The organism is Aquimarina sp. (genome assembly GCF_977115655.1).
Genome location: NZ_CDSBKO010000004.1, coordinates 21,886 through 41,599 on the forward strand (window position 1 = coordinate 21,886; position 19,714 = coordinate 41,599).

Below are 19,714 nucleotides of genomic sequence, written 5' to 3' on the forward strand. Positions count from 1 at the left end.
CCTTTTTTTTGTCAAAAAACAAATAGATGAAAAAAATACTTTTTACGTTAGTTACAATCACATTAGCCATTAGTTCATGTACCTTGGAGGAGGAAAATATATTTAAGTTTAAAATAGATTTGGCTGCAAAAGAAGCATTTACCCCTTATATCAAACAAGAAAGTAAAATTGGGCTTAGTGTTGCAGTAATTAATGGAGATCAAACTATCTTTTATAATTATGGAGAAACAAAAAGAGGTTCCAAAATTACTCCAACCGAGAATAGTTTATATGAAATAGGATCTATCTCCAAAACCTTTACAGCAGCAATGGTAACTCAACTACTTCTAGAAAAAGGGATTACAGTTCATACTGCTGTAAGTACCTTGCTTCCAGCTACATTTTCTCAGATTTCTTATAAAGAACGTGAAATCACAGTTGAGGATTTGCTTAATCATACGTCGGGATTACCCAATTTTCCTGCCGATTATTTGAATTACTCTCACTTTTCTAACCCTGTGGGCAATTATGATAAACAAAAGCTAACAGAATATTGGAATCAAATTATACTTACAAGAGCTCCGGGAACAGTTTATGAATACTCGAACTTAGGGTATGCTATATTACAATTAATTATTACAGAGCAAACGGGTCTTTCATTTGCCAATGTTATGCAAAAAAATATTTTTCAGCCTTTAGAGATGTATGCCTCTGCAATGGAGTTAAATGAAATTTCTAATGCTGATGACAAAAAAATGGGAGCCTATCTTAGTGATGGAAGAAAAGGTTTTTACTGGAGATGGAACCAATGGCAAAGCTCTGGAGGGATATACTCTTCACTCAAAGATATGGAAAAATATGCCCGGGCGCATATCCACTTTTATAACAGAGATAACAGGTTAGAAGAAGTGTTCAGGATAAACAGAACCCTGACTTTTAAACATTCTGAAACTAATGGTATAGGAAGGGCATGGAACACTACTACTAATAATGGTCATGAAATTATTTCTCATAATGGAACCACTGGTGGTTTTTATTCGCTTATTATAATAGAACCTTTAGAAGAAAAGGCTTTAATCATATTGTCTAATAATTCGGGTTTGCCAGCTTCGGATGATACAACTACAAATACGCTGGAAGAGATATCTATAGAGTTTTTTATGAATCATATACAAAGCTAATTCGATAAATATTAAAAAGCGATTAAAAAACCAGTGTCTTTATTTAACAAGTTTTCAAAAGCGAGGTCCCGAGATCAAAAAGACAGGAGAGGGCATCTTGTTTATAGAAGATTTTGAAGGCGATCAATTTTATGATTTATATTTGAAACATAAAGTGTACTTAAATAGGTCTGGTTTTTAATTTCTCATTGAGTAAATGCCCGGGGTTTGCCCCAAAAACAAAATATAATATTTTCAGAAACATACCTCGTGAGTTAGGACTCCTGGTTATTAATTAATTGTAAGTAAAAAAAACTGGATTCTAAATTAAAAAACAAGAATCCGGTCTTTTTTGTTTTCTGGATATTTTTGATTTATAGCAAAAAAAGAATTTAGAAATGATAAAATATTCAAAGTTTTTCACAAAAAACTTTGAATATTTCAACTAAGTATCTTTTTTGAAGGGTGATTTATACTCTGATATTCTGAAATATTTGATGCTTCTAAGTGATTTGAAACACATTCTGCTTTAATTTTAAGTTAAATTAATGTTTAATAAAGTTAAAGTTAGTTAAAATTTAATGTTTTTTTGATGTTTTAAAACTAATGATTTAACACGTAATGTTTCTTTACATACAAGATTATAATTTTTTTATAACGTATTGATTTTTAATAAAGCAACAATGTTGCATTTATCTTTAATATCTCTTTTGTTCTTCTTTTTTGAGCTTATTTATATGGTGTAAGTTGTTGTATGTTATGTTTTTACCGTATTTGATTATTTGGATTAATTTCTACATTTGAAATGTAAATTTTAATGAGAGCTCAACTTTTTAATTTCAATTTAAATAAAACGTTTAACACAAAAATCAAATTTTAATGAAAACTCAACTTAGAATATTAAGTATTATTACTGTTTTTTCTATGCTCTTCTATAGCTGTGAAAAAGATAACGACCAAGTTACAGATTTTGAAAATACTATAGAACCAGTAGAGACTGCACAAACAATCGGAGCAGACCAAGCAATACCTGGAGAATATATTGTTGTTTATAATGAAAATAAGTCTTTACAAGGAAAAAATGCTGGAATAAAAGCAAAATCACAACAAACATTATCTAAATATGCAATACAAGAAGATAATGTAAAACAAGTGTATAGTAATGCAATACAAGGTTTTCATGTAAAAGGCTTATCTGAAAAGCAAGTAGAAATGCTTAAAAATGATCCTGATGTGGCATATATACAGCCTAACTATATTAGAAAATTGAATATAGAAATGGGAGAGCCTGTAGATCAACTTCCTGCAACTGTACATAATAAAGCAGTGACCAATGATTCTTGGTTGCCTAGTGGAGACTTTTTGCCTTGGGGTATCAACCGGGTAGGTAGAGCAGATGGTAGCGGAAGAACTTGCTGGATTATTGATAGTGGGGTTTCTCCTCATAGTGATTTGAATATAGATACTAACCGTAGCAGAAGTTTTGTTGGTGGATCATGGCAAGATCAAAATGGTCATGGTACGCATGTGGCAGGAACTGTTGCTGCAAAAAATAATGGCTCTGGGGTAATAGGAGTTGCTTATGGGGCAACGGTAGTATCTGTTAGGGTTTTAGATGCTGACGGAAGAGGAAGTGATGCATCTATTCTTGGAGGTGTAGATTATGTAGCAGCTAATGCAAGCAATGGCGATACATGGAACTATAGTATAGGATATGAAAACCGTCATACTGATGTTGCAACAGATAACGCTTTTAGAAACTTAGAAAGAACTACCTATGGTGCAATGGCAGCAGGTAACAACAATGATAACACACAGTATTATTCTCCACAACGATTACAAACTGCTAACTCCTGGAATGTTGGTAATATGACAAATACAGATGGTCCAGCGTATAGTTCTTGTTATGGTAGAAGTGTGGATCGATGGGCACCAGGTACTAATGTGTGGTCTACATGGTTAAACGGGGGATATAATAGAATTTCCGGTACTTCTATGGCGTCGCCACACGTTGCAGGAATATTATTACTTAGAGGTAACAGTACAGGTACAGATGGATCTGTAAGCAAAGGAGGGTATACTGCTCCTATTGCTACCGTAAATTAAGTATTGATATATTATGTTGTAGTTACGAAGAAGCTGAATAATACATTCAGCTTCTTTATTTTAAGGTATTATTATATTAATTTTCTTTAAAACCATCTGCTTCCCAATCCAAAATAATATCTATAGTTGCTTGTGGTAATCTGCCGGCAGGAGGCATTACATTTTGCCCATTGGATTTTACTCTAAGTACAAGGTCTCTGTTTACTCCATTAATTGTTTCTGCATAATTGCGCATAGCAAAAGGAGCACCTTCTGCAAGAGGTATTGTATGGCAACTTATACATTGATTGTCTATTATTGATTTTACATCGGCATTATATGTTGTGATTTTATTAGGATTAGGATTGGTAGGAGCAGGTTCTGAGTTATCATCGCTGCTACTACAACTTATGCTTAGTATAGTAATGAGAAGCAATAAAATTATTCTATACGAGTTTTTCATAACATTATTTTATTTATTTATTACTAATATAATTAAATAGCTAAAATTAATTATAGATTAATTTTTACATTGTATTCTTTTAGGGTCTCAAAGTGGGGTTCTGGTTCAAATTCTGATTCTTTAAAACGATTACGTTTTAGAGTAGCATCCTCTTTTCTGGTTATACTTCTTACAAAGCGTCTTATCGCAGTTTTATTTTCTAAGATTAAACCGGGTATAGAAATACTTTCTCCTTTATTATTTTTGGCAACCATTGTAAAATAGCTGGAGTTGCAATGTTTCATCTTTCCATTTTGTATGTTTTCAGATTCTACCCGAACTCCAACTACCATCGAGGTGTTTCCTACATAATTAACAGATGCTTTTAGGGTAACAAGCTCACCAACCTCAATTGGTTTTAAAAAATCTACTCTATCCACACTTGCGGTTACACAATATGCTTCAGAATGTTTAGAAGCACAGGCAAATGCTATTTGATCCATTAAAGATAAAATATATCCTCCGTGTATTTTTCCGCTAAAATTAGAGTGAGAAGGAAGCATAAGTTGCGAAATGATCACTCTGGAATCTTTAGTGCTTTTATATTTTTTCACAATATTAGTTTATTTTCAAGTAACAGGTCAAAACCCTGCAATTTTATTACAGTTACTTTAGTTTCTATAAATGTTTTGGCAATGTTTGTTCCCTTACACTTAATGGGCAATCCATCTTTTGATTTTTTGGATTCTGGCCTATGCAGGAATTACAAATAATTGATTATGGCTTTGACCATCAAAAAGAGTTTGATCTTTTTGCTAAAACTATGGGTTTCAAGTGATTTATTTTTTTGTATTGGTACTAAAATAGTATTTTATTTATTTCTGAAATGGGGAGAGTCTTCTTCTATTACATCTATAACAAAGTATTTTGTGTCGCCAAGCCATGAAATTTTAGCAAATCGTTCTTTGTATTTTAATTTTACATATCGACCTTGAAATTCTTCTAATTTTTGGATAATATCCTTTTTATTATCTTCTACCGAAAAACTAAATATTTGTGCCCCAGAGATGCCTTGACTTATTTCTCCTTCCCAGGTTTTGATAGCGACTCCTTTGTGGCTGAATTTTATAAGCTCTCCACTCCTTGTTCCTTCGCTGTAAGATGCATAATAGATAAAAGCATACCAGCCTGCAAAAATTAATATGATTGCTATAATAAGTATTGCAAGTATTTTTTTCATATTTTTTGTTTCTTAATTTTAAGGTTTTTTTTCAGGGTTTAATTATTTTTTGAACCATAATATATACGCCTATTAAGAATAAAACAGATCCTATAAAGGAAATAGTATTTATACCAACATTAATTATGGTATATAAATCAATACCAAGATCATCGATAAATAAATATAAAAATTGATGTAGGATAGCAACAATTAAGATTAATATATTACCAATAAGAATTAAAGTTCCTTCTTTTGAAGATTGTGTTTTACCCATATAATAGATAGCAAGGATAATAAAAAGCAAAATTGGCAGGATATAAAAAAGAGTCCCCAATACCCTAAGTAATATTTCTGGAAAATTAGATGTCATAGTTACAGGTTTTTAATTCTTATAAAAGTACGATTTATTCGTTTTCGTCTGTTGCTCTGTTAATAATAGCTTCGGGTAAAGATTTTTTAGCTTTAGCTCCCATTTTTTTTAGTTTTTCTACGCTGGTAATTAAGTTTCCTTTACCTTCTACTAATTTATTCATTGCAGCCGAATAATCTTTTTTTGCTTCATCTATTTTTTTGCCAACTCCCATAAGATCTTTAACCAATCCTTCAAATTTATCGTACAAAGCTCCTGCTTGTCGGGCAATCTCGATAGCATTACGTTGTTGTTTCTCGTTGTTCCACATAGTATCAATGGTACGTAAAGTAGCCAGTAGGGTAGAAGGGGTAACAATTACTATGTTTTTTTCAAATGCTTGATTATATAATTTATTGTCCTGGTTTATGGCAATTGCAAATGCAGGTTCAATAGGCACAAACATTAATATAAAATCAGGGGAATCAATATCATATAAGTCCTGATAATTTTTCTCGGACAATTGGTCAACATGGCGTTTTAAAGAGGTAATATGCTCTTTAAGGTGGACTGCCTGTAAAGCATTATCTTCTTCATTTACATATCGTTCATAAGCGGTAAGCGTTACTTTAGAATCAATAATCATTTTTTTATTATCTGGCAGATAAATTACGACATCGGGCATAACTCTTTGCCCATCTTCTTTTGTAAAACTTTGCTGCATAAAATACTCCCGGTCTTTTTCTAGCCCGGATTTTTCCAGCACACGTTCCAGTACTAATTCTCCCCAATTACCTTGCATTTTACTATCTCCTTTTAATGCTTTGGTTAGATTGGTTGTCTCTTTGCTCATTTGTTCATTAAGATCTTTAAGACCAATTATTTGTTGGCGCAAAGCGGCATGGTAATCGATACTTTCTTTATGGGTTTGTTCAATTCTATTTTCGAACGTATTGATTTTTTCTTGTAAAGGACTCAGAATATTTTTGATGTTTTCTTTATTCTGCTCTGTAAATTTATTAGATTTTTCTTCGAGAATTTTATTGGCAAGGTTTTCAAATTCTTTAGTGAATTTTTCTTGAAGTTTTTCGACTTCACTTTTTTGCTCTTGATTTTTTATCAGTAAGTTTTCATATTCAGAATTACGACGGGTAAGTTCTGTACTAAGAAAATCTTTTTCTCTACGAATCTCTTCCCGTTCTTTAGTTATTTCAGATAACTGTTTTTCTGAGGTGTTTTTATGTTCATTAAATTGTACTAATAATTGATTGACTCTTTCATCGGCAGTGCTTTTTTCGCTTTTATATTGTAATGATATTACATATTTACCTATAAAAAAACCAGCGATAATTGAAATTATCATTGTTAGTATAGCAATGATGATCGGTGTGTATTCTGACATGTACTCTTTCGTTTATTCAAAGATAAAGATTCTAAATTGACTCATAAACAAAAAGAAGCTATCCTTTTAGAGATAGCTTCTTATATTAATTGGTAGTTAATGATTAACTATAATATAATCATTAAATTATGGTTTAAATATTTGTGATGTTTGTACTTTTATATCAAATGTAATTTTACCGCTAGTTCCAATCCCAGGAACTATTTCGGTAATTTTTATCATTCCTTTATTACCGTAATCATCTACAAATATTAGGATATCTCCAACTATTAATTTGGTCACAACCTCTGTGTCAGGCTTAACAATTGCATCAAGATCGGCTCTTTTGGTTATAGCATCAAAATCAATCTCTGTAGTTTTTGCTATGTAGAAGTTATTTAACTCTTCCTGGGCAACACCGGTTAAAGTTGATACTGCAACAAGAGGGGTGTTTATATCATTATCATGGTTAAAAAGGCTTGGGTAATTTGATGTAGATGCTAGAGAAGCTTTATTAGTATCTCCGTAGTAATATCCAAAATCCCATAAAGCAGCTAATTCTTCTCCTTCATTAATTTTATAAATCTCTCCATCAAAAACAGACATAAACGTGCCAGAAGATCCATCTCCTAATGGTGCATTAAGGATGGTTTGTGTGTAAGATTTTAATCCATCACCTACGGCTCCATTACCTGCTGTAATTGTGATGGTTCCAAAATCAAATTCACCAATAGCATTTCTTTTGCTAACATCTCTAAAATCTCCTCTTCCTGTGGTGGCCCAAAGAATATAAGTTATAGTACCATCTACAGTTTTTGGAGTGTCAAAGTCTATATTAAAAGTAAATGTTTTTTTGTCATCCCCTACAAGGTCAACAGATCCGTCCTTTTTTTTATCTACTTGTTGGTTTGTAAATGCAAAAGGTTCGTAGGTGCCTCCATTTTCACTTTTAGCAATATATAATCGTCTCATCGATTGCTCAGAAGTAAAAGTAACATTTACTTTAACTTTTGAGTTAAGCTCAGCAGTAGTGATTTTTAAATCACGCTCAACGATATTACCAGCATTGGTTGTATTAACGATTAATTCATAAGTAGTCTCGGTACTTGGACCTTGAATGTCTGTATTATCATCAGAGCTACAGCTAAATGTAATGGCTGTGATAATAAATAAGGTTAAAATTGATTTAAGTTTCAAAATTTTGTTCAAAATTGTATAGGTTTTTAAATTCTGAATAAAAGTATAGTTTTTAGTTTAAATGGTGTATGTTAGATACCATAGAATAGATACTGTTTAACCATTAAAGGTACATTTAATCGTTAAAGAGTTAATAAAGGAAGAAAGATATCCTTTTTTTGATAGTAAAAAAGTAAAAGTATTTAACCTCTTACCTTATAACTACCGGTTTGTGTATCAAAAAGAATTAAATCTTCTGGGAAAAGAGAAGAGAATGCACGACATTGTATTAACTCTTTTGGTCTTCCAAACTCAAACCCGTCACGATTCATAACTATCATTTTATCGCATAGTTGTATTGCAAAATCTATTTCGTGCGTAGAAAAAAGTATTGTTTTTTTTGTTTCGAAGGCAAGACGTTTTAATAGTTTTAAAATATATGCTTTATGATAAATATCCAAATGTGTGGTGGGTTCATCCAGCATTATAAAAGGAGTGTCTTGTGCTATTGCTCTGGCAATCAATACCTTTTGCATTTGCCCGTCACTTAGTTCAAAACATCTTTTGTTTACTAAATCTGTGATGTGGGTAATTTTGATTGCCTTTCGTATTTTTTCTATATCTGTTTCAGCTATTGTTCCCACCCAATTGGTATATGGTTGCCTGCCCAGTGCTACTAATTCTTGAACGGTTAGGTTTTTTGAAGCAATTTGCTCTGTTAGCACGATACTTAATTGCGAAGCCAGTTCGATTGATTTAAAAGATTGAATATCCTGATCTGATAATAAGATTTTGCCATGCAGGGCAGGTTGTACTCTGGATAAGGTGCGTAACAAGGTGGATTTTCCTATTCCGTTAGCACCTACTAACCCTATAAGTTCACCTTGATGTAATTTAAGATTAATATCTGTTGCAATAACATTCATTTTCTTTTTGGTTCGGTAACCAATAGAAAGATTTTCTGTTTTAAGAACAATATTTAGAGTTTCAGACTCGATGGTTTATAGTTTTAAATTCAGGGCTATTTATTTATCAAAGATAGAGAATAGAATTTTAAGATTTTTTTTGGTACTTTTTTCTTCTTACAAAAGAGAATATAACTCCAAAGCAGAATAAAATTAATAATGGCACTAAAATATTAATAGTTTGCCATATCGATCTGTTTGCAACGGTTTTTTCTATATTTAAAAATGCTATTTTAATTTCTTTACTTCGTGTTTCGATAAGACCAGAGTCGTCTAACAAATAATTAACTACATTTAATAAAAATTCTTTATTTCCGTATTTCAGGTTCATGGATGGATCAAACCCCAGTTCTACTGGTTGTCCTTTTCGGGTTTGGTTTTTTATAATATCGCCATCTCCAACAATAACCATTTTTGTAGTGCTACTATTTTCTTTGTCACTTTTTATTTTAAAAGGCTTTATTCGGCTTTTATAGGCAGACTTAAAATTTCCTTCCAATAATACAGCCAGATTTTGAGGCCCCTGGATATAGCTGCTTATATCTGGTTTTCTTCTTATAATATTATCTAATCGTATTTCTTTGGGAACTCCTTCTGTCTTAGACTTATCAGAACTGGTTAACAATATTGTTTTTTTGATACTGTTTTTTAAGGTATCAATTTGGTTTGAAAACTCAAATTTTACAGATTCTATATTTTTTACAATAGGATGGTTACTGGTGCTTTTGGTTAATGACCCATAAAACCAGGGGTATGGAGTAAATTGGGTTTCATTTTCTTGTCCAGAAGCCAATACCAGTGGGGCAGAGTACAAATCGTTAATCAAAACAGGGTTAACTCTTGCTCCGTAAGAAAATAATACATCTCCTAATCTTAAATCCTGCATTATGGCAACAGAAGCCCCTTCGGGATTCATAAGGCTATCAATTTCCATCGCTACAGATTCTAAAAGCCAAAGAGATTTACCACCATTCATTATAAACTGGTCTAAAACATATTTTTCTTTTTCTGAAAAAGCCTCAGTAGGTTTAGCATTGATTATCATATCAAACTTTTGTAAATCCACTAATGTTTTTTCAGGATTTTTAGCAACAGAATCCAAAGTAAATGCTCCTACAAAGTAGTAATTCTGTAGGGTTTTTATAAAATCTGCAATTTTGATATCGGGTAATTGTCCGTTACCTTTTAACACTGCAATTTTATGCTTTTTAGGATGTAAAAGTTTAGTTAATCCGTCTGCAAAAGCATATTCTAGCTGTTGTATAGAATTTTGTACACGTTCTTCAGAAGTTGCTCCAATAGTATTTTTTATAAGCGGGATTTTAACACTGTTATTTTGATAACTTAAAATAGCCCAGGGAACTACAGTTTCTATCTCTGTTTTTCCGTTTTCTTTTACACTTACTTCCATAGGTGTAAGACCAAATTTTTGCAATTCCATTATAGTTTGTGAGCGTAAAGCTTCTTCTTTTAATGGATTAGTAAAAATATATTGGATGTTTGGGTTTAAGGCGTTAAACTCTTCTAATAACTGTTTGGTTTCTATTTGCAAACGTTTAAATTCTGAAGGAAAATCCCCTTCGAGCAATATGTCTATAACTACAGGGGCTTTTGCTTCAATGACTAGATTTTTTGTAGCTTTTGAAAGGGTATAACGACTATCTTGTGTTAGATCAAAACGTTTATATAATGAATTTCCAGATAAAAAAATAAAGATAGTTGCCCCCAAAATAAAGATAAGAGGTTTTATTTTTTGTTTTATAGTTCCTTTTTTGAGCGAAATAATAGCGAAGAATAAGAAAAGCAATATATAACTTAAAAAATAAATAACATCTCTGGTGTCTATAACACCCTGACTAATGCGTTCATAATGCATTTGCCCCCCAAGTTGTTCTACAAAACCTGAAACGGCTGCCAGTATATGGTAATTGGCAAGGCTGCTAAAACCAAAGTAAAAGATAAAGCATAGAAATAATGCACTAATAAAAGCAACAATTTGATTGTTGGTGAGCGAAGAGCAAAATATGCCTATTGCAGTATACAGGGATGAGAGTAAAAATAAGGCAATATAAGATCCGGTAATACTACCAATATCAATATTCCCGATAGGGTTGCCAAGTTGGTATATTGTAAGCACATAAAGTAAGCTGGGAATTAAAGCTATGCTAATTAAACATAAACTACCTGTATATTTTCCTAATGTCAATTGCCAGGTTTTAATTGGTTTGGTAAACAATACCTCGAGCGTACCTTGTTTTTTTTCTTCAGAAAAGCTTCTCATGGTTACTGCAGGAACCAAAAACAATAATATCCAGGGGGCAATCTGAAAAAAGGGGGAAAGATCTGCAAAACCACTATCCAATATATTAAACTGACCTTTAAAAATCCATAAAAACAGACTGTTAAGAACCAAAAAAACAGCAATAACAAGATACCCTACGGAAGAGGAGAAAAAGGTGTTAATTTCTTTTTGGATTAATGCAAACATAGTTGATTTAAATTAGAAGTTTCAGTTATCAGGAAAATGAAGGAAGCTATATGTTATAAAAAAGTTAAACTTCGGATATACTCCATGCTTCTGGTTTCTGATTAAATTTATTTTTGGTGTTTTTCCAAACACTTTTGAATAACGAAGAGTTTCTGTAGTTATTGAGGTGTTCTTCAGATTTCCAGTAACTATATGTAAAAAACTGATTTGAATGGTTTATATCTCTCCATAATTCTAAATGACTACAGCCATCAAAATTTCTGATCTTATCTTTATTGTTTTCAAAATTTTCTAAAAAAGCATCAATTTGATCAGGAACAAATCCCATTTTTACTATTCGTTTAATCATTTTTCTTATTTTTACACGGTATAAAACTATTCAAAACTAACACTAACGGTATCCCGATAATATAAGCCAAACAGGTTAGAAGCCCCACCTACAGTTTTGGGATTACTTTTATAGATAGCTAATTCTAAATATCCACAAGAATTAAAAATAGCTAATTTTTTACCGTCTTCTTCCCGTTTATTTTTTTCTATATCAAAATTAATAGCATCGCTGTATTTATGATATACATTTTCAAAAATAGCAGTACGAGCCTTGATTTTAAATTTACGTCCTTTTCCTACTTCTTCAAATAATTTACGGGTAATATTGGTAATCAAATTGCCGTAATTGTCTATATATATAATACTCCCAACGATTTGTTTGTCTCCTAGGTTTACGATAGGGGTAATACCTTTTATGGTTTTAACTTCTTGAGTGTTTTTTCCAATAACCTCAAGTGTGCCTCCCCGTGCAATATGACAAGCAACCGTTACAAAAACGTCTAATACCGGAAAATTGGATACAATAGCGTCATGGATATTTATTTCAACAACCTTGTCTGGATTAAATTCAGAGGTTATCAAACTTATTAATCCGTTATTGGCACAAATAAAATAGTGATCGTCAAGATGCACAGCAATGTGTTTGTTTTCCGGGTTTAGTTCACTGTCAATACCTACAATATGAATACTTCCTTTAGGAAAACTTTTATATGCATTTTGAATGATATATGCTGCCTCGGTTATATGAAAAGGCGATATTTCATGCGATATATCCACAATTTTTGCATCAGGTAATTCTGTATAAATGGCCCCTTTGACCGCAGATACAAAATGATCTTTGATCCCAAAATCAGTAGTTAAGGTAATTATTGGCATAAATACGAATTGTTAATATCTTTTGGTTGTAAGCACTTAAAAATATGTAAATTTGTTATGAAGTTACTTAAAGTTTTTATTTGGACTCAAAAACGGTAGTAAAACTTATAGGTTTACATTCTTTAATACTCTTAATTTTAAAAGAGATAAGTTTGTTTTTCAATATGTTTTTCATTTTTATTTTGTTTTCCCTACAAAACCTAAATAACTTTAGCAAACTTAGTCAATCCTTAAAAAAAATCATACTAAAATACGGATAGCTTTTGAACGAACTTATTATTGAACTTACAGATATAAATCCGAGAGAGTTTTTCGGACTACAGAATAGCAATATTCAACTATTAAAAAAACACTTCCCTAAGTTAAAGATTGTAGCAAGAGGCAGTAAGATGCAGGTTTACGGTGATGAAGACATGCTCGAAGAGTTTGATAAACGCATGAATATGCTAATTGAACATTTTGTTAAATATAATCATATAGATGAGAACGTGATTGAGCGAGTACTTACCAGCGAAAGTAAAGAAGATTATGAAACTTCGGCTAATAGTGGCGAAACACTGGTTCATGGGGTAGGAGGTAAGTTGATCAAGGCTCAAACTGCCAATCAACGCAAACTGGTGGAGTCTTGTAATAAAAATGATATGGTTTTTGCTATTGGTCCCGCAGGAACAGGAAAAACATATACCGGGGTTGCATTAGCCGTAAGAGCTTTGAAAGAAAAACAAGTCAGACGTATAATACTTACGCGGCCCGCTGTAGAAGCCGGAGAAAATCTGGGGTTCCTGCCAGGGGATCTTAAAGAAAAATTAGATCCTTATATGCAACCTTTGTATGATGCGTTACGAGATATGATCCCTAATGAAAAATTAGAAAGCCTTATCGAGAAAGGAGTTATACAAATTGCCCCTATGGCATTTATGAGGGGGAGAACCTTGGATAATGCATTTGTGATTTTGGACGAAGCACAGAATACAACACATGCACAGATGAAAATGTTTTTGACCCGTATGGGGAAAAATGCAAAATTTGTTATTACTGGGGATCCCGGGCAAATTGATCTGCCAAGAAGGATTACATCTGGATTAAAAGAAGCATTACTGGTATTAAAAAATATTCAGGGAATAGGTATGATTTATCTGGACGATAAAGATGTAATACGGCATAGATTGGTAAAAAAAGTAATCGCAGCATATAAAGATATTGAAAACAGAAACGGATAAAATTCGTTGAGAAATAAGTAATTGAGCTTGTTAATGTTTTAAGTTTTGAGATTAAGAGCATAAAATTTGTTTAAATAATCGCAAATAAAAACATATACTACTCATATACTATATAACTCATAAACTAAAAACACTCATAAATTAAGTAATGAACACGATAGTAGATACAAACTTTAATTTTCCTAATCAAAAATCTGTATACAAAGGAAAAGTAAGAGAGGTATATAATATAAATGATGATCTTTTGGTAATGATTGCTACAGATCGTTTATCTGCATTTGATGTAGTAATGCCAAAAGGTATCCCTTTTAAAGGACAAATACTTAATCAAATAGCTACTAAAATGATGAAGGAAACAGAAGATTTGGTTCCAAATTGGTTGATTGCCACACCAGATCCTAATGTAGCAGTAGGTCATCTTTGTACACCATTTAAGGTTGAAATGGTTATCAGAGGATATTTATCGGGGCATGCTGCAAGAGAATATAAATTAGGGAAACGTATGCTTTGTGGGGTGTCTATGCCAGATGGGTTGCAAGAAAATGATAAATTTCCTGAACCAATTATTACACCATCTACAAAAGCAGATAACGGGGAGCATGATGAAGATATTTCCAGAGAAGATATTTTATTAAAAGGAATAGTTTCTGAAGAGGACTATTTGGTTCTGGAAGATTATACCCGTAAACTTTTTCAGCGAGGAACAGAGATTGCAGCAAAACGGGGGTTGATACTGGTAGATACCAAATATGAGTTTGGAAAAACCAAAGAAGGGAAGATTGTATTAATAGACGAGATACATACTCCAGACTCTTCTCGCTATTTTTATGCCAAAGGATACGAAGAAAGACAACAAAATGGAGAATCCCAAAAGCAGTTGTCTAAAGAATTTGTCAGACAATGGCTTATTAGTAATGGTTTTCAGGGCAAAGAAGGACAACAAATCCCTGATATGACAGAGGAATATATACAATCTGTTTCTGAACGCTATATTGAGTTGTATGAAAATATAACTGGTGTTTCCTTTGAAAAAGGAGATGTGTCTGATATCGAAAAACGGATTGAAAAGAATGTATTAGGATATTTGAAAAAATAAAGACGGATACGAGTTTAACTATAAAATGTCGCATCCAAACTCATTTATTTTCTGTTTTATTTTTTGTTCGTGATTTCCATAGCTACTGCTATGCAAATCAATCACAGCGTTATAAAACAAAAAAGCAATTTCGTTTTTTATATGACATTTCATAATTAATTTGGTATAAAAACCAGAATTTGAATGTAATTTCATTTAAGAATTAAATGGTACCATAAATGATCTGGTAATTAACTAGTCCTAAAAAAATGTAGCAGTTTTTTAGGACTAGTCATTTTTAAAACACAAAGAAGGGTTAAGCTACTTTATATTCTAATAACTGTATATTATCTTGCAAACGTTCTTTAACAATACTCATCATTCGCTTATTTAATGCAGAAGAATTTTTGATATAGATTAAATACTCTTCTACTGTAAATTGACCAATAATAATCCCTTTTAAACTGTTTCTGAATTTCATGTCTTTTTGGATAGCATTCTCAATAAAGTCAAAACGTTTTTCTAAAGACAATTCATAAAAGGTGTTTTTTCTTTTTTTTATATAGTTTTTAAAAACTTCAATTAATAAATTTCCTTGTAATTTTACGATTGGCCGGATCGTTTTATTCTGAAACTGTTCGTCATCAGACATGTTTTCAGAAACTCTTACATTTAATAATTGTGGTCGAATTGCCAATAATTTTGATTCCCTGTTTTCCATAATTATGAAGATTTACTAAAAATAATTAATTGTAGTGCTCAAAAACCAAAAAGGTAATTAGAGTTTTAAACGACTTATAAACAATATGTTTACTGTAAATATAGAATGTATTTTATGGTATGAATGTAACGTTTTTGTTTTTTGGCTACGTTAATTTAATACTAAGTTAAAATGGTATTATCTATATGTAGATTGGTTTATATACAAAGAGGTTGCCTTATTTTTTTTAAGGCAACCTCTGTAAAACTTGAGATTGTTTTTATTTGTTTATAAAATCTTCTTTGCTTAAAACCTCTGTAGGAGTATCCTTTATTTTTTCTAAGTATTTATTGAATTTAGAAATGTGCTTGTTGTTTATTTTTTCGTATGCTACACTCGCATCATTCAATTTTGTTTCAAAGACTTCTTTGTTTTCTATTTGAGCAACAGAAGGTTTTTCGAATTGATTAGCTACTTCACCATAAAGCTTTGCTAATTTTTCTCGTAATTCGGGTTCTGCTTCTGCTACATAATTATCTCCTGTAGTTACTACTAATGTTTCTTTTAAGGTATTTAATTCTTTAATTAAAGAAGAAGTGATTTTTTGAGATGCCGGATCTTTTTTTAATACTTCTTCAGCCTTATTGATATTTTGATCGATTTTATAGACAAGGTATGCAAGATCTTCCATCGTATTAAACAATTCTTGGGTTGTTTTACTATGTAGGGTTCTGTCTTCTTTTGTTATTAAAGAACCAGGATCATTTTGTACTATAATTGTACTTTCATATTCTTTATTACCTTTTGTAAGAACTATTTTATAGTTTCCTGCAGAAACTCTTGGGGCAGTAAAGCCACCAAAAGTAAAAGTTTTTCCTGCGGCTACTTTAGGTGCTTTTTTTCTGTAATTCCAATCTACAATATTTATACCTTTAGATTTGCTAGGTACAAGGCTTGCTATTTCATTATTTTCCTGATCCTTTATAGAAAGAGTCATTTTTCCGAAAGTATGCCTTTTTTTAAGGTAATAAATAATTTTGGCAGACGAATTAGGGTTGCTTCCTACGAATTGAAGCTCGGTGCTTCCTCCTCCAAATCCACTTTCTTCTTTAATAACAGAGGGTTTACTGTTAAAAAAGTGAACATCTTTAACAAGCATTTCCTGATTTATTTGTCTTAGCGGAGATATGTCGTCAATTATGATAATTCCTCTACCATGAGTTCCTAATACCAAATCATTTGTTTTTTTTTGTAAATCAATAAAATGAACAGCAGCAGCAGGCATTTTATTAGTAAAGTGCGACCAGTTTTTACCGCTATCTATAGTAATAAACAACCCAAATTCTGTACCAAGATATAATAAATCTTCGTTTACATAATCCTCTTGTATATTTCTGGCAAACCCTTTAATATCATCTGTTACAAGAGATTTCCATGTTTTTCCAAAATCTGAAGTTTTATATACATAAGTATTCATGTCTCCAGAGGTATGACCATCAAAAACAGCATACGCAGTAGCTTTGTTGTGGGAACTTGCTTCAATATGGTATACCCAGGTGTTTTTTGGCAGTCCTTGTATATTGGCAACTGTATTCGTCCAGGTAGTTCCTCCATCCTGAGTAACCTGTACATTACCATCATCTGTTCCTACCCAAATTATTTTTTGATCCAGAGGGGATTCTGCAATAGTAAAAATGGTAGTATGTGTTTCTGCCCCAGATTTATCTACAGAAATACCTCCGGATTCTTTATCTTGTTTGGCAGGGTCATTAGTAGTAAGATCCGGAGATATTTTTTTCCAGTTATCTCCCATATCGTCACTTACATGAAGAAATTGGCTTCCCATATAAAATCGATCTGGTTGATGATTACTAACTGCCATTGGGGCATTCCAATTAAAACGTAAATCTGCTTCACCTTTTATAGCAAGTGGCTGTATGTTTTTGGTATAGTTTTTATCTACATCATATCGCCATACATTTTGCGCTCCTTGCATTTCAGAATATATGATGTTTTTTGTAGGGTGTTTGAGTACTCTAAAACCATCTCCATGACCAACAGGTTTCCAATCTCGTGCTTCTATCCCTCCGGGAGAAGAAGAAGGGCCCCACCAAGAGCCATTATCTTGTAGTCCTCCATAAATATTATAAGGCTCTTGATTATCTACACTAATATGATAAAATTGAGAAATAGGTAAATTATCTACCATATCCATAGTGGATCCGCCATCCCAACTTCTATAGATACCCCCGTCTGTTCCTACATACATAATGTCTGAGTTGTTTATATCAAAAACAATATCATGAATGTCGGCATGCATGTTTCCCAGATTTTTAAATGTTTTTCCACCATCTCGGGATATAGATCCAAATAGACCTCCTTTAACCAAAATATCCGGATTTTTGGGATCTACTACAATTCTGGAAAAATAAAAAGGTCTAACTACCAGACCAAAATCTCCATTCAATAGTTTCCAGTTGGCTCCGGCGTCATCAGAGCGGTACAAGCCTTTATCTTCTTTGCTTTCTACTACAGCATATACTATATTTGGGTTGGATGGAGCCACTGCTATAGCAAACCTTCCTAAATCTCCTTTGGGAAAACCATTATGAATTTTGTTCCATGTTTTTCCTGCATCTACAGACTTGTACAGGGCGCTATTGGGACCACCAGAATTAAAACCCCATGCGGTTCTTCTAAACTCCCACATAGCAGCATATAATACATTTGGGTCTTTAGGATCCATTATAAGATCGTTGGCTCCTGTTTTGTTATTAAGATACAGTATCTTATTCCATGTTTTACCACCATCTGTAGTTTTATAAACTCCTCTGTCCTCACTATCTCCCCATAAAGCCCCTAAAACTCCCACATAAATTTCATTAGAGTTTTTTGGGTTTATTTGGATACTGCTAATTCGTTCAGAATTTTCAAATCCCATTTTTTTCCAGTTTGCACCTCCGTCTGTTGATTTGTATAAGCCATCTCCTATAGAGACGCTATTTCTGGTCCATATCTCACCAGTTCCTACCCAAACAGTATTATCGGGATCATTGGGATCTATTTTAACTACACCAATGGATTGTGCATAATCGTCAAAAACAGAATTGAAACTAGCACCTCCATTTGAAGACTTCCAAACACCACCTCCGGCAGTACCGGTATAAATAATTTTGTTATTGGTAGGGTGGTTTTCCAGATCGATAATTCGACCGCTCATTAATGCAGGGCCGATTTGTCGAGCTTCAAGGTTTCCAAATAATTCTTTGCCTTTTAGAACCACTTCTTGTGCTTGCAGATGTATGGAAAAGAGTATAGTCAAACCTGCAATTATAAATTTGTTGCTCATAAATTATTGGTTATTTGTTTGATGAATTTGTATTGTATGTCCTGAACTATCAAAATTTACAGTTCAGATACGAATAAAAAAATCCCCAATTTTTTAGTTTGGGGACGTTATAATTTGTATTTATTTTCCTTCAGGGAAGGAAAATAATGTTTTTTCAACTTCCGGATTTAGGTCAAATTCTTTAAAGTCCATACTTTGAAATTCACTACTTTGCGAAAAAGGGAAGTATAAACCTTCAACCTCTTGGTAGTCACTAATAGACATTTTTATTTTCTGTCCTTTCATTGGTCCATCCTGAATTTCTTCTTCAACAATAATTGGCACGAAGTTTTCTGTATCAAAATAGTAATGAGAGATATTAGGTAGAGATTCTCCATTAACAGTTATAGGGTCTTTGGTTACTTTTACTTTAAAAGTATTAGTTCCATCTACAGTTTCGTTTCCTACTAACTCCACTGTATAGCCTTTTTCTTTGTAATTTAAAAAGGGAGAAGGCCAGTCTTTAATTTGTTTTTTCATGTTCTCGGTAGCTTCATTGTCACTTTTTTCAGCTTCCATTGTCATTTGATTTCTGGACCATGAAGTTTCTCCGTCATAAGCAGCCCAAACCATTTTATTGCCTTGTAAATCAATAGTAGTAGCCTGGCGACCATCTTTCATCATAACCTGTTCAAAAGGTATTTCCATACCTTGCATTTTCATTACACCTTTCATTGTAATACCTTCTAATTTTTCCCAATTTTCTTTACCTCCTGTGTTCTCGAAGTAATTATTAATTATTTCGTCAGCAGTTTGAGCGTAAAAAGATGATGAAATAGCTAATACAATAGCTACCAAAATAGATTTTAAAGCGTTCATTTTTATAATTTTTTATAATGTTTTCATAAAATTAGTCAGTCTAACTTTATTTTTGTTAC

General features: G+C 32.4%; 17 protein-coding genes. 4 read left to right on the top strand and 13 right to left on the bottom strand.

Annotated features, from left to right (window positions below; genetic code table 11):
• Positions 1 to 26: 26 nt before the first annotated feature.
• Together ACZIYX_RS02755 and ACZIYX_RS02760 are read left to right on the top strand one after the other, a co-directional pair.
• A complete protein-coding gene (locus tag ACZIYX_RS02755) occupies positions 27 to 1,160 on the top strand; it encodes a serine hydrolase domain-containing protein (RefSeq protein ID WP_462680666.1) in 1,134 nt (377 codons plus the stop codon).
• A gap of 858 nt (positions 1,161 to 2,018) precedes the next feature.
• Positions 2,019 to 3,245 carry a S8 family serine peptidase gene (locus ACZIYX_RS02760; RefSeq protein WP_462680667.1) on the top strand — a complete coding sequence of 409 codons (1,227 nt, stop codon included), beginning with the start codon at positions 2,019 to 2,021 and terminating at the stop codon, positions 3,243 to 3,245.
• Between the two features lie 76 nt (positions 3,246 to 3,321).
• Here the strand turns inward: ACZIYX_RS02760 and ACZIYX_RS02765 are convergent, their stop codons facing one another.
• The 10 genes from ACZIYX_RS02765 to ACZIYX_RS02810 form a co-directional block, all read right to left on the bottom strand.
• Positions 3,322 to 3,687 (bottom strand): c-type cytochrome, encoded by a 366-nt coding sequence (locus ACZIYX_RS02765; protein WP_462680668.1) that lies wholly within the window; start codon positions 3,685 to 3,687, stop codon positions 3,322 to 3,324.
• Between the two features lie 50 nt (positions 3,688 to 3,737).
• Positions 3,738 to 4,283 carry an acyl-CoA thioesterase gene (locus ACZIYX_RS02770; protein WP_462680757.1) on the bottom strand — a complete coding sequence of 182 codons (546 nt, stop codon included), beginning with the start codon at positions 4,281 to 4,283 and terminating at the stop codon, positions 3,738 to 3,740.
• Positions 4,284 to 4,537: 254 nt separating this feature from the next.
• Entirely contained in the window at positions 4,538 to 4,906 is a 369-nt protein-coding gene (locus ACZIYX_RS02775; protein WP_462680669.1) for a 6-phosphogluconate dehydrogenase, read from the bottom strand.
• A 31-nt stretch (positions 4,907 to 4,937) separates the two neighbouring features.
• On the bottom strand, positions 4,938 to 5,258 hold the full coding sequence (locus tag ACZIYX_RS02780) for a hypothetical protein (RefSeq protein ID WP_462680670.1): 321 nt from the start codon (positions 5,256 to 5,258) through the stop codon (positions 4,938 to 4,940).
• A gap of 34 nt (positions 5,259 to 5,292) precedes the next feature.
• Entirely contained in the window at positions 5,293 to 6,639 is a 1,347-nt protein-coding gene (locus tag ACZIYX_RS02785; protein ID WP_462680671.1) for a DNA recombination protein RmuC, read from the bottom strand.
• 126 nt (positions 6,640 to 6,765) lie between these two features.
• A complete protein-coding gene (locus ACZIYX_RS02790) occupies positions 6,766 to 7,815 on the bottom strand; it encodes a hypothetical protein (RefSeq protein ID WP_462680672.1) in 1,050 nt (349 codons plus the stop codon).
• A gap of 182 nt (positions 7,816 to 7,997) precedes the next feature.
• Positions 7,998 to 8,720: an ABC transporter ATP-binding protein gene (locus ACZIYX_RS02795; protein WP_462680673.1), complete on the bottom strand. Its 723-nt coding sequence runs from the start codon at positions 8,718 to 8,720 to the stop codon at positions 7,998 to 8,000.
• A gap of 127 nt (positions 8,721 to 8,847) precedes the next feature.
• On the bottom strand, positions 8,848 to 11,247 hold the full coding sequence (gldG, locus tag ACZIYX_RS02800; RefSeq protein WP_462680674.1) for a gliding motility-associated ABC transporter substrate-binding protein GldG: 2,400 nt from the start codon (positions 11,245 to 11,247) through the stop codon (positions 8,848 to 8,850).
• A 64-nt stretch (positions 11,248 to 11,311) separates the two neighbouring features.
• On the bottom strand, positions 11,312 to 11,596 hold the full coding sequence (locus ACZIYX_RS02805) for a putative quinol monooxygenase (RefSeq protein WP_462680675.1): 285 nt from the start codon (positions 11,594 to 11,596) through the stop codon (positions 11,312 to 11,314).
• Positions 11,597 to 11,622: 26 nt separating this feature from the next.
• A complete protein-coding gene (locus ACZIYX_RS02810) occupies positions 11,623 to 12,453 on the bottom strand; it encodes an SAM hydrolase/SAM-dependent halogenase family protein (RefSeq protein WP_462680676.1) in 831 nt (276 codons plus the stop codon).
• Between the two features lie 263 nt (positions 12,454 to 12,716).
• Between ACZIYX_RS02810 and ACZIYX_RS02815 the strand changes: the two genes are divergently transcribed.
• Both ACZIYX_RS02815 and ACZIYX_RS02820 read left to right on the top strand, forming a co-directional pair.
• Complete coding sequence (locus ACZIYX_RS02815; protein WP_462680677.1) at positions 12,717 to 13,673, top strand: PhoH family protein; 957 nt, start codon at positions 12,717 to 12,719, stop codon at positions 13,671 to 13,673.
• 148 nt (positions 13,674 to 13,821) lie between these two features.
• Positions 13,822 to 14,769, top strand: coding sequence for a phosphoribosylaminoimidazolesuccinocarboxamide synthase (locus ACZIYX_RS02820; RefSeq protein WP_462680678.1), 948 nt, complete (start codon positions 13,822 to 13,824; stop codon positions 14,767 to 14,769).
• Between the two features lie 295 nt (positions 14,770 to 15,064).
• On the opposite strand, the gene ACZIYX_RS02825 is transcribed toward ACZIYX_RS02820, so the two are convergent.
• The 3 genes from ACZIYX_RS02825 to ACZIYX_RS02835 form a co-directional block, all read right to left on the bottom strand.
• Positions 15,065 to 15,469 carry a glyoxalase gene (locus ACZIYX_RS02825; protein ID WP_462680679.1) on the bottom strand — a complete coding sequence of 135 codons (405 nt, stop codon included), beginning with the start codon at positions 15,467 to 15,469 and terminating at the stop codon, positions 15,065 to 15,067.
• Between the two features lie 259 nt (positions 15,470 to 15,728).
• Positions 15,729 to 18,797 carry a WD40/YVTN/BNR-like repeat-containing protein gene (locus ACZIYX_RS02830; RefSeq protein ID WP_462680680.1) on the bottom strand — a complete coding sequence of 1,023 codons (3,069 nt, stop codon included), beginning with the start codon at positions 18,795 to 18,797 and terminating at the stop codon, positions 15,729 to 15,731.
• Between the two features lie 120 nt (positions 18,798 to 18,917).
• A complete protein-coding gene (locus ACZIYX_RS02835; RefSeq protein WP_462680681.1) occupies positions 18,918 to 19,655 on the bottom strand; it encodes a LolA-like protein in 738 nt (245 codons plus the stop codon).
• Positions 19,656 to 19,714: the final 59 nt, after the last annotated feature.

What these genes read in the sequence shown, in the direction of transcription:
- ACZIYX_RS02755 (WP_462680666.1), top strand. Translation starts at nt 27, where the DNA reads ATGAAAAAAATACTTTTTACGTTAGTTACAATCACATTAGCCATTAGT.
- gldG (WP_462680674.1), bottom strand. Translation starts at nt 11,247, where the DNA reads ATGTTTGCATTAATCCAAAAAGAAATTAACACCTTTTTCTCCTCTTCC.
- ACZIYX_RS02785 (WP_462680671.1), bottom strand. Translation starts at nt 6,639, where the DNA reads ATGTCAGAATACACACCGATCATCATTGCTATACTAACAATGATAATT.
- ACZIYX_RS02835 (WP_462680681.1), bottom strand. Translation starts at nt 19,655, where the DNA reads ATGAACGCTTTAAAATCTATTTTGGTAGCTATTGTATTAGCTATTTCA.
- ACZIYX_RS02795 (WP_462680673.1), bottom strand. Translation starts at nt 8,720, where the DNA reads ATGAATGTTATTGCAACAGATATTAATCTTAAATTACATCAAGGTGAA.
- ACZIYX_RS02780 (WP_462680670.1), bottom strand. Translation starts at nt 5,258, where the DNA reads ATGACATCTAATTTTCCAGAAATATTACTTAGGGTATTGGGGACTCTT.
- ACZIYX_RS02775 (WP_462680669.1), bottom strand. Translation starts at nt 4,906, where the DNA reads ATGAAAAAAATACTTGCAATACTTATTATAGCAATCATATTAATTTTT.
- ACZIYX_RS02805 (WP_462680675.1), bottom strand. Translation starts at nt 11,596, where the DNA reads ATGATTAAACGAATAGTAAAAATGGGATTTGTTCCTGATCAAATTGAT.
- ACZIYX_RS02765 (WP_462680668.1), bottom strand. Translation starts at nt 3,687, where the DNA reads ATGAAAAACTCGTATAGAATAATTTTATTGCTTCTCATTACTATACTA.
- ACZIYX_RS02810 (WP_462680676.1), bottom strand. Translation starts at nt 12,453, where the DNA reads ATGCCAATAATTACCTTAACTACTGATTTTGGGATCAAAGATCATTTT.
- ACZIYX_RS02830 (WP_462680680.1), bottom strand. Translation starts at nt 18,797, where the DNA reads ATGAGCAACAAATTTATAATTGCAGGTTTGACTATACTCTTTTCCATA.
- ACZIYX_RS02825 (WP_462680679.1), bottom strand. Translation starts at nt 15,469, where the DNA reads ATGGAAAACAGGGAATCAAAATTATTGGCAATTCGACCACAATTATTA.
- ACZIYX_RS02760 (WP_462680667.1), top strand. Translation starts at nt 2,019, where the DNA reads ATGAAAACTCAACTTAGAATATTAAGTATTATTACTGTTTTTTCTATG.
- ACZIYX_RS02820 (WP_462680678.1), top strand. Translation starts at nt 13,822, where the DNA reads ATGAACACGATAGTAGATACAAACTTTAATTTTCCTAATCAAAAATCT.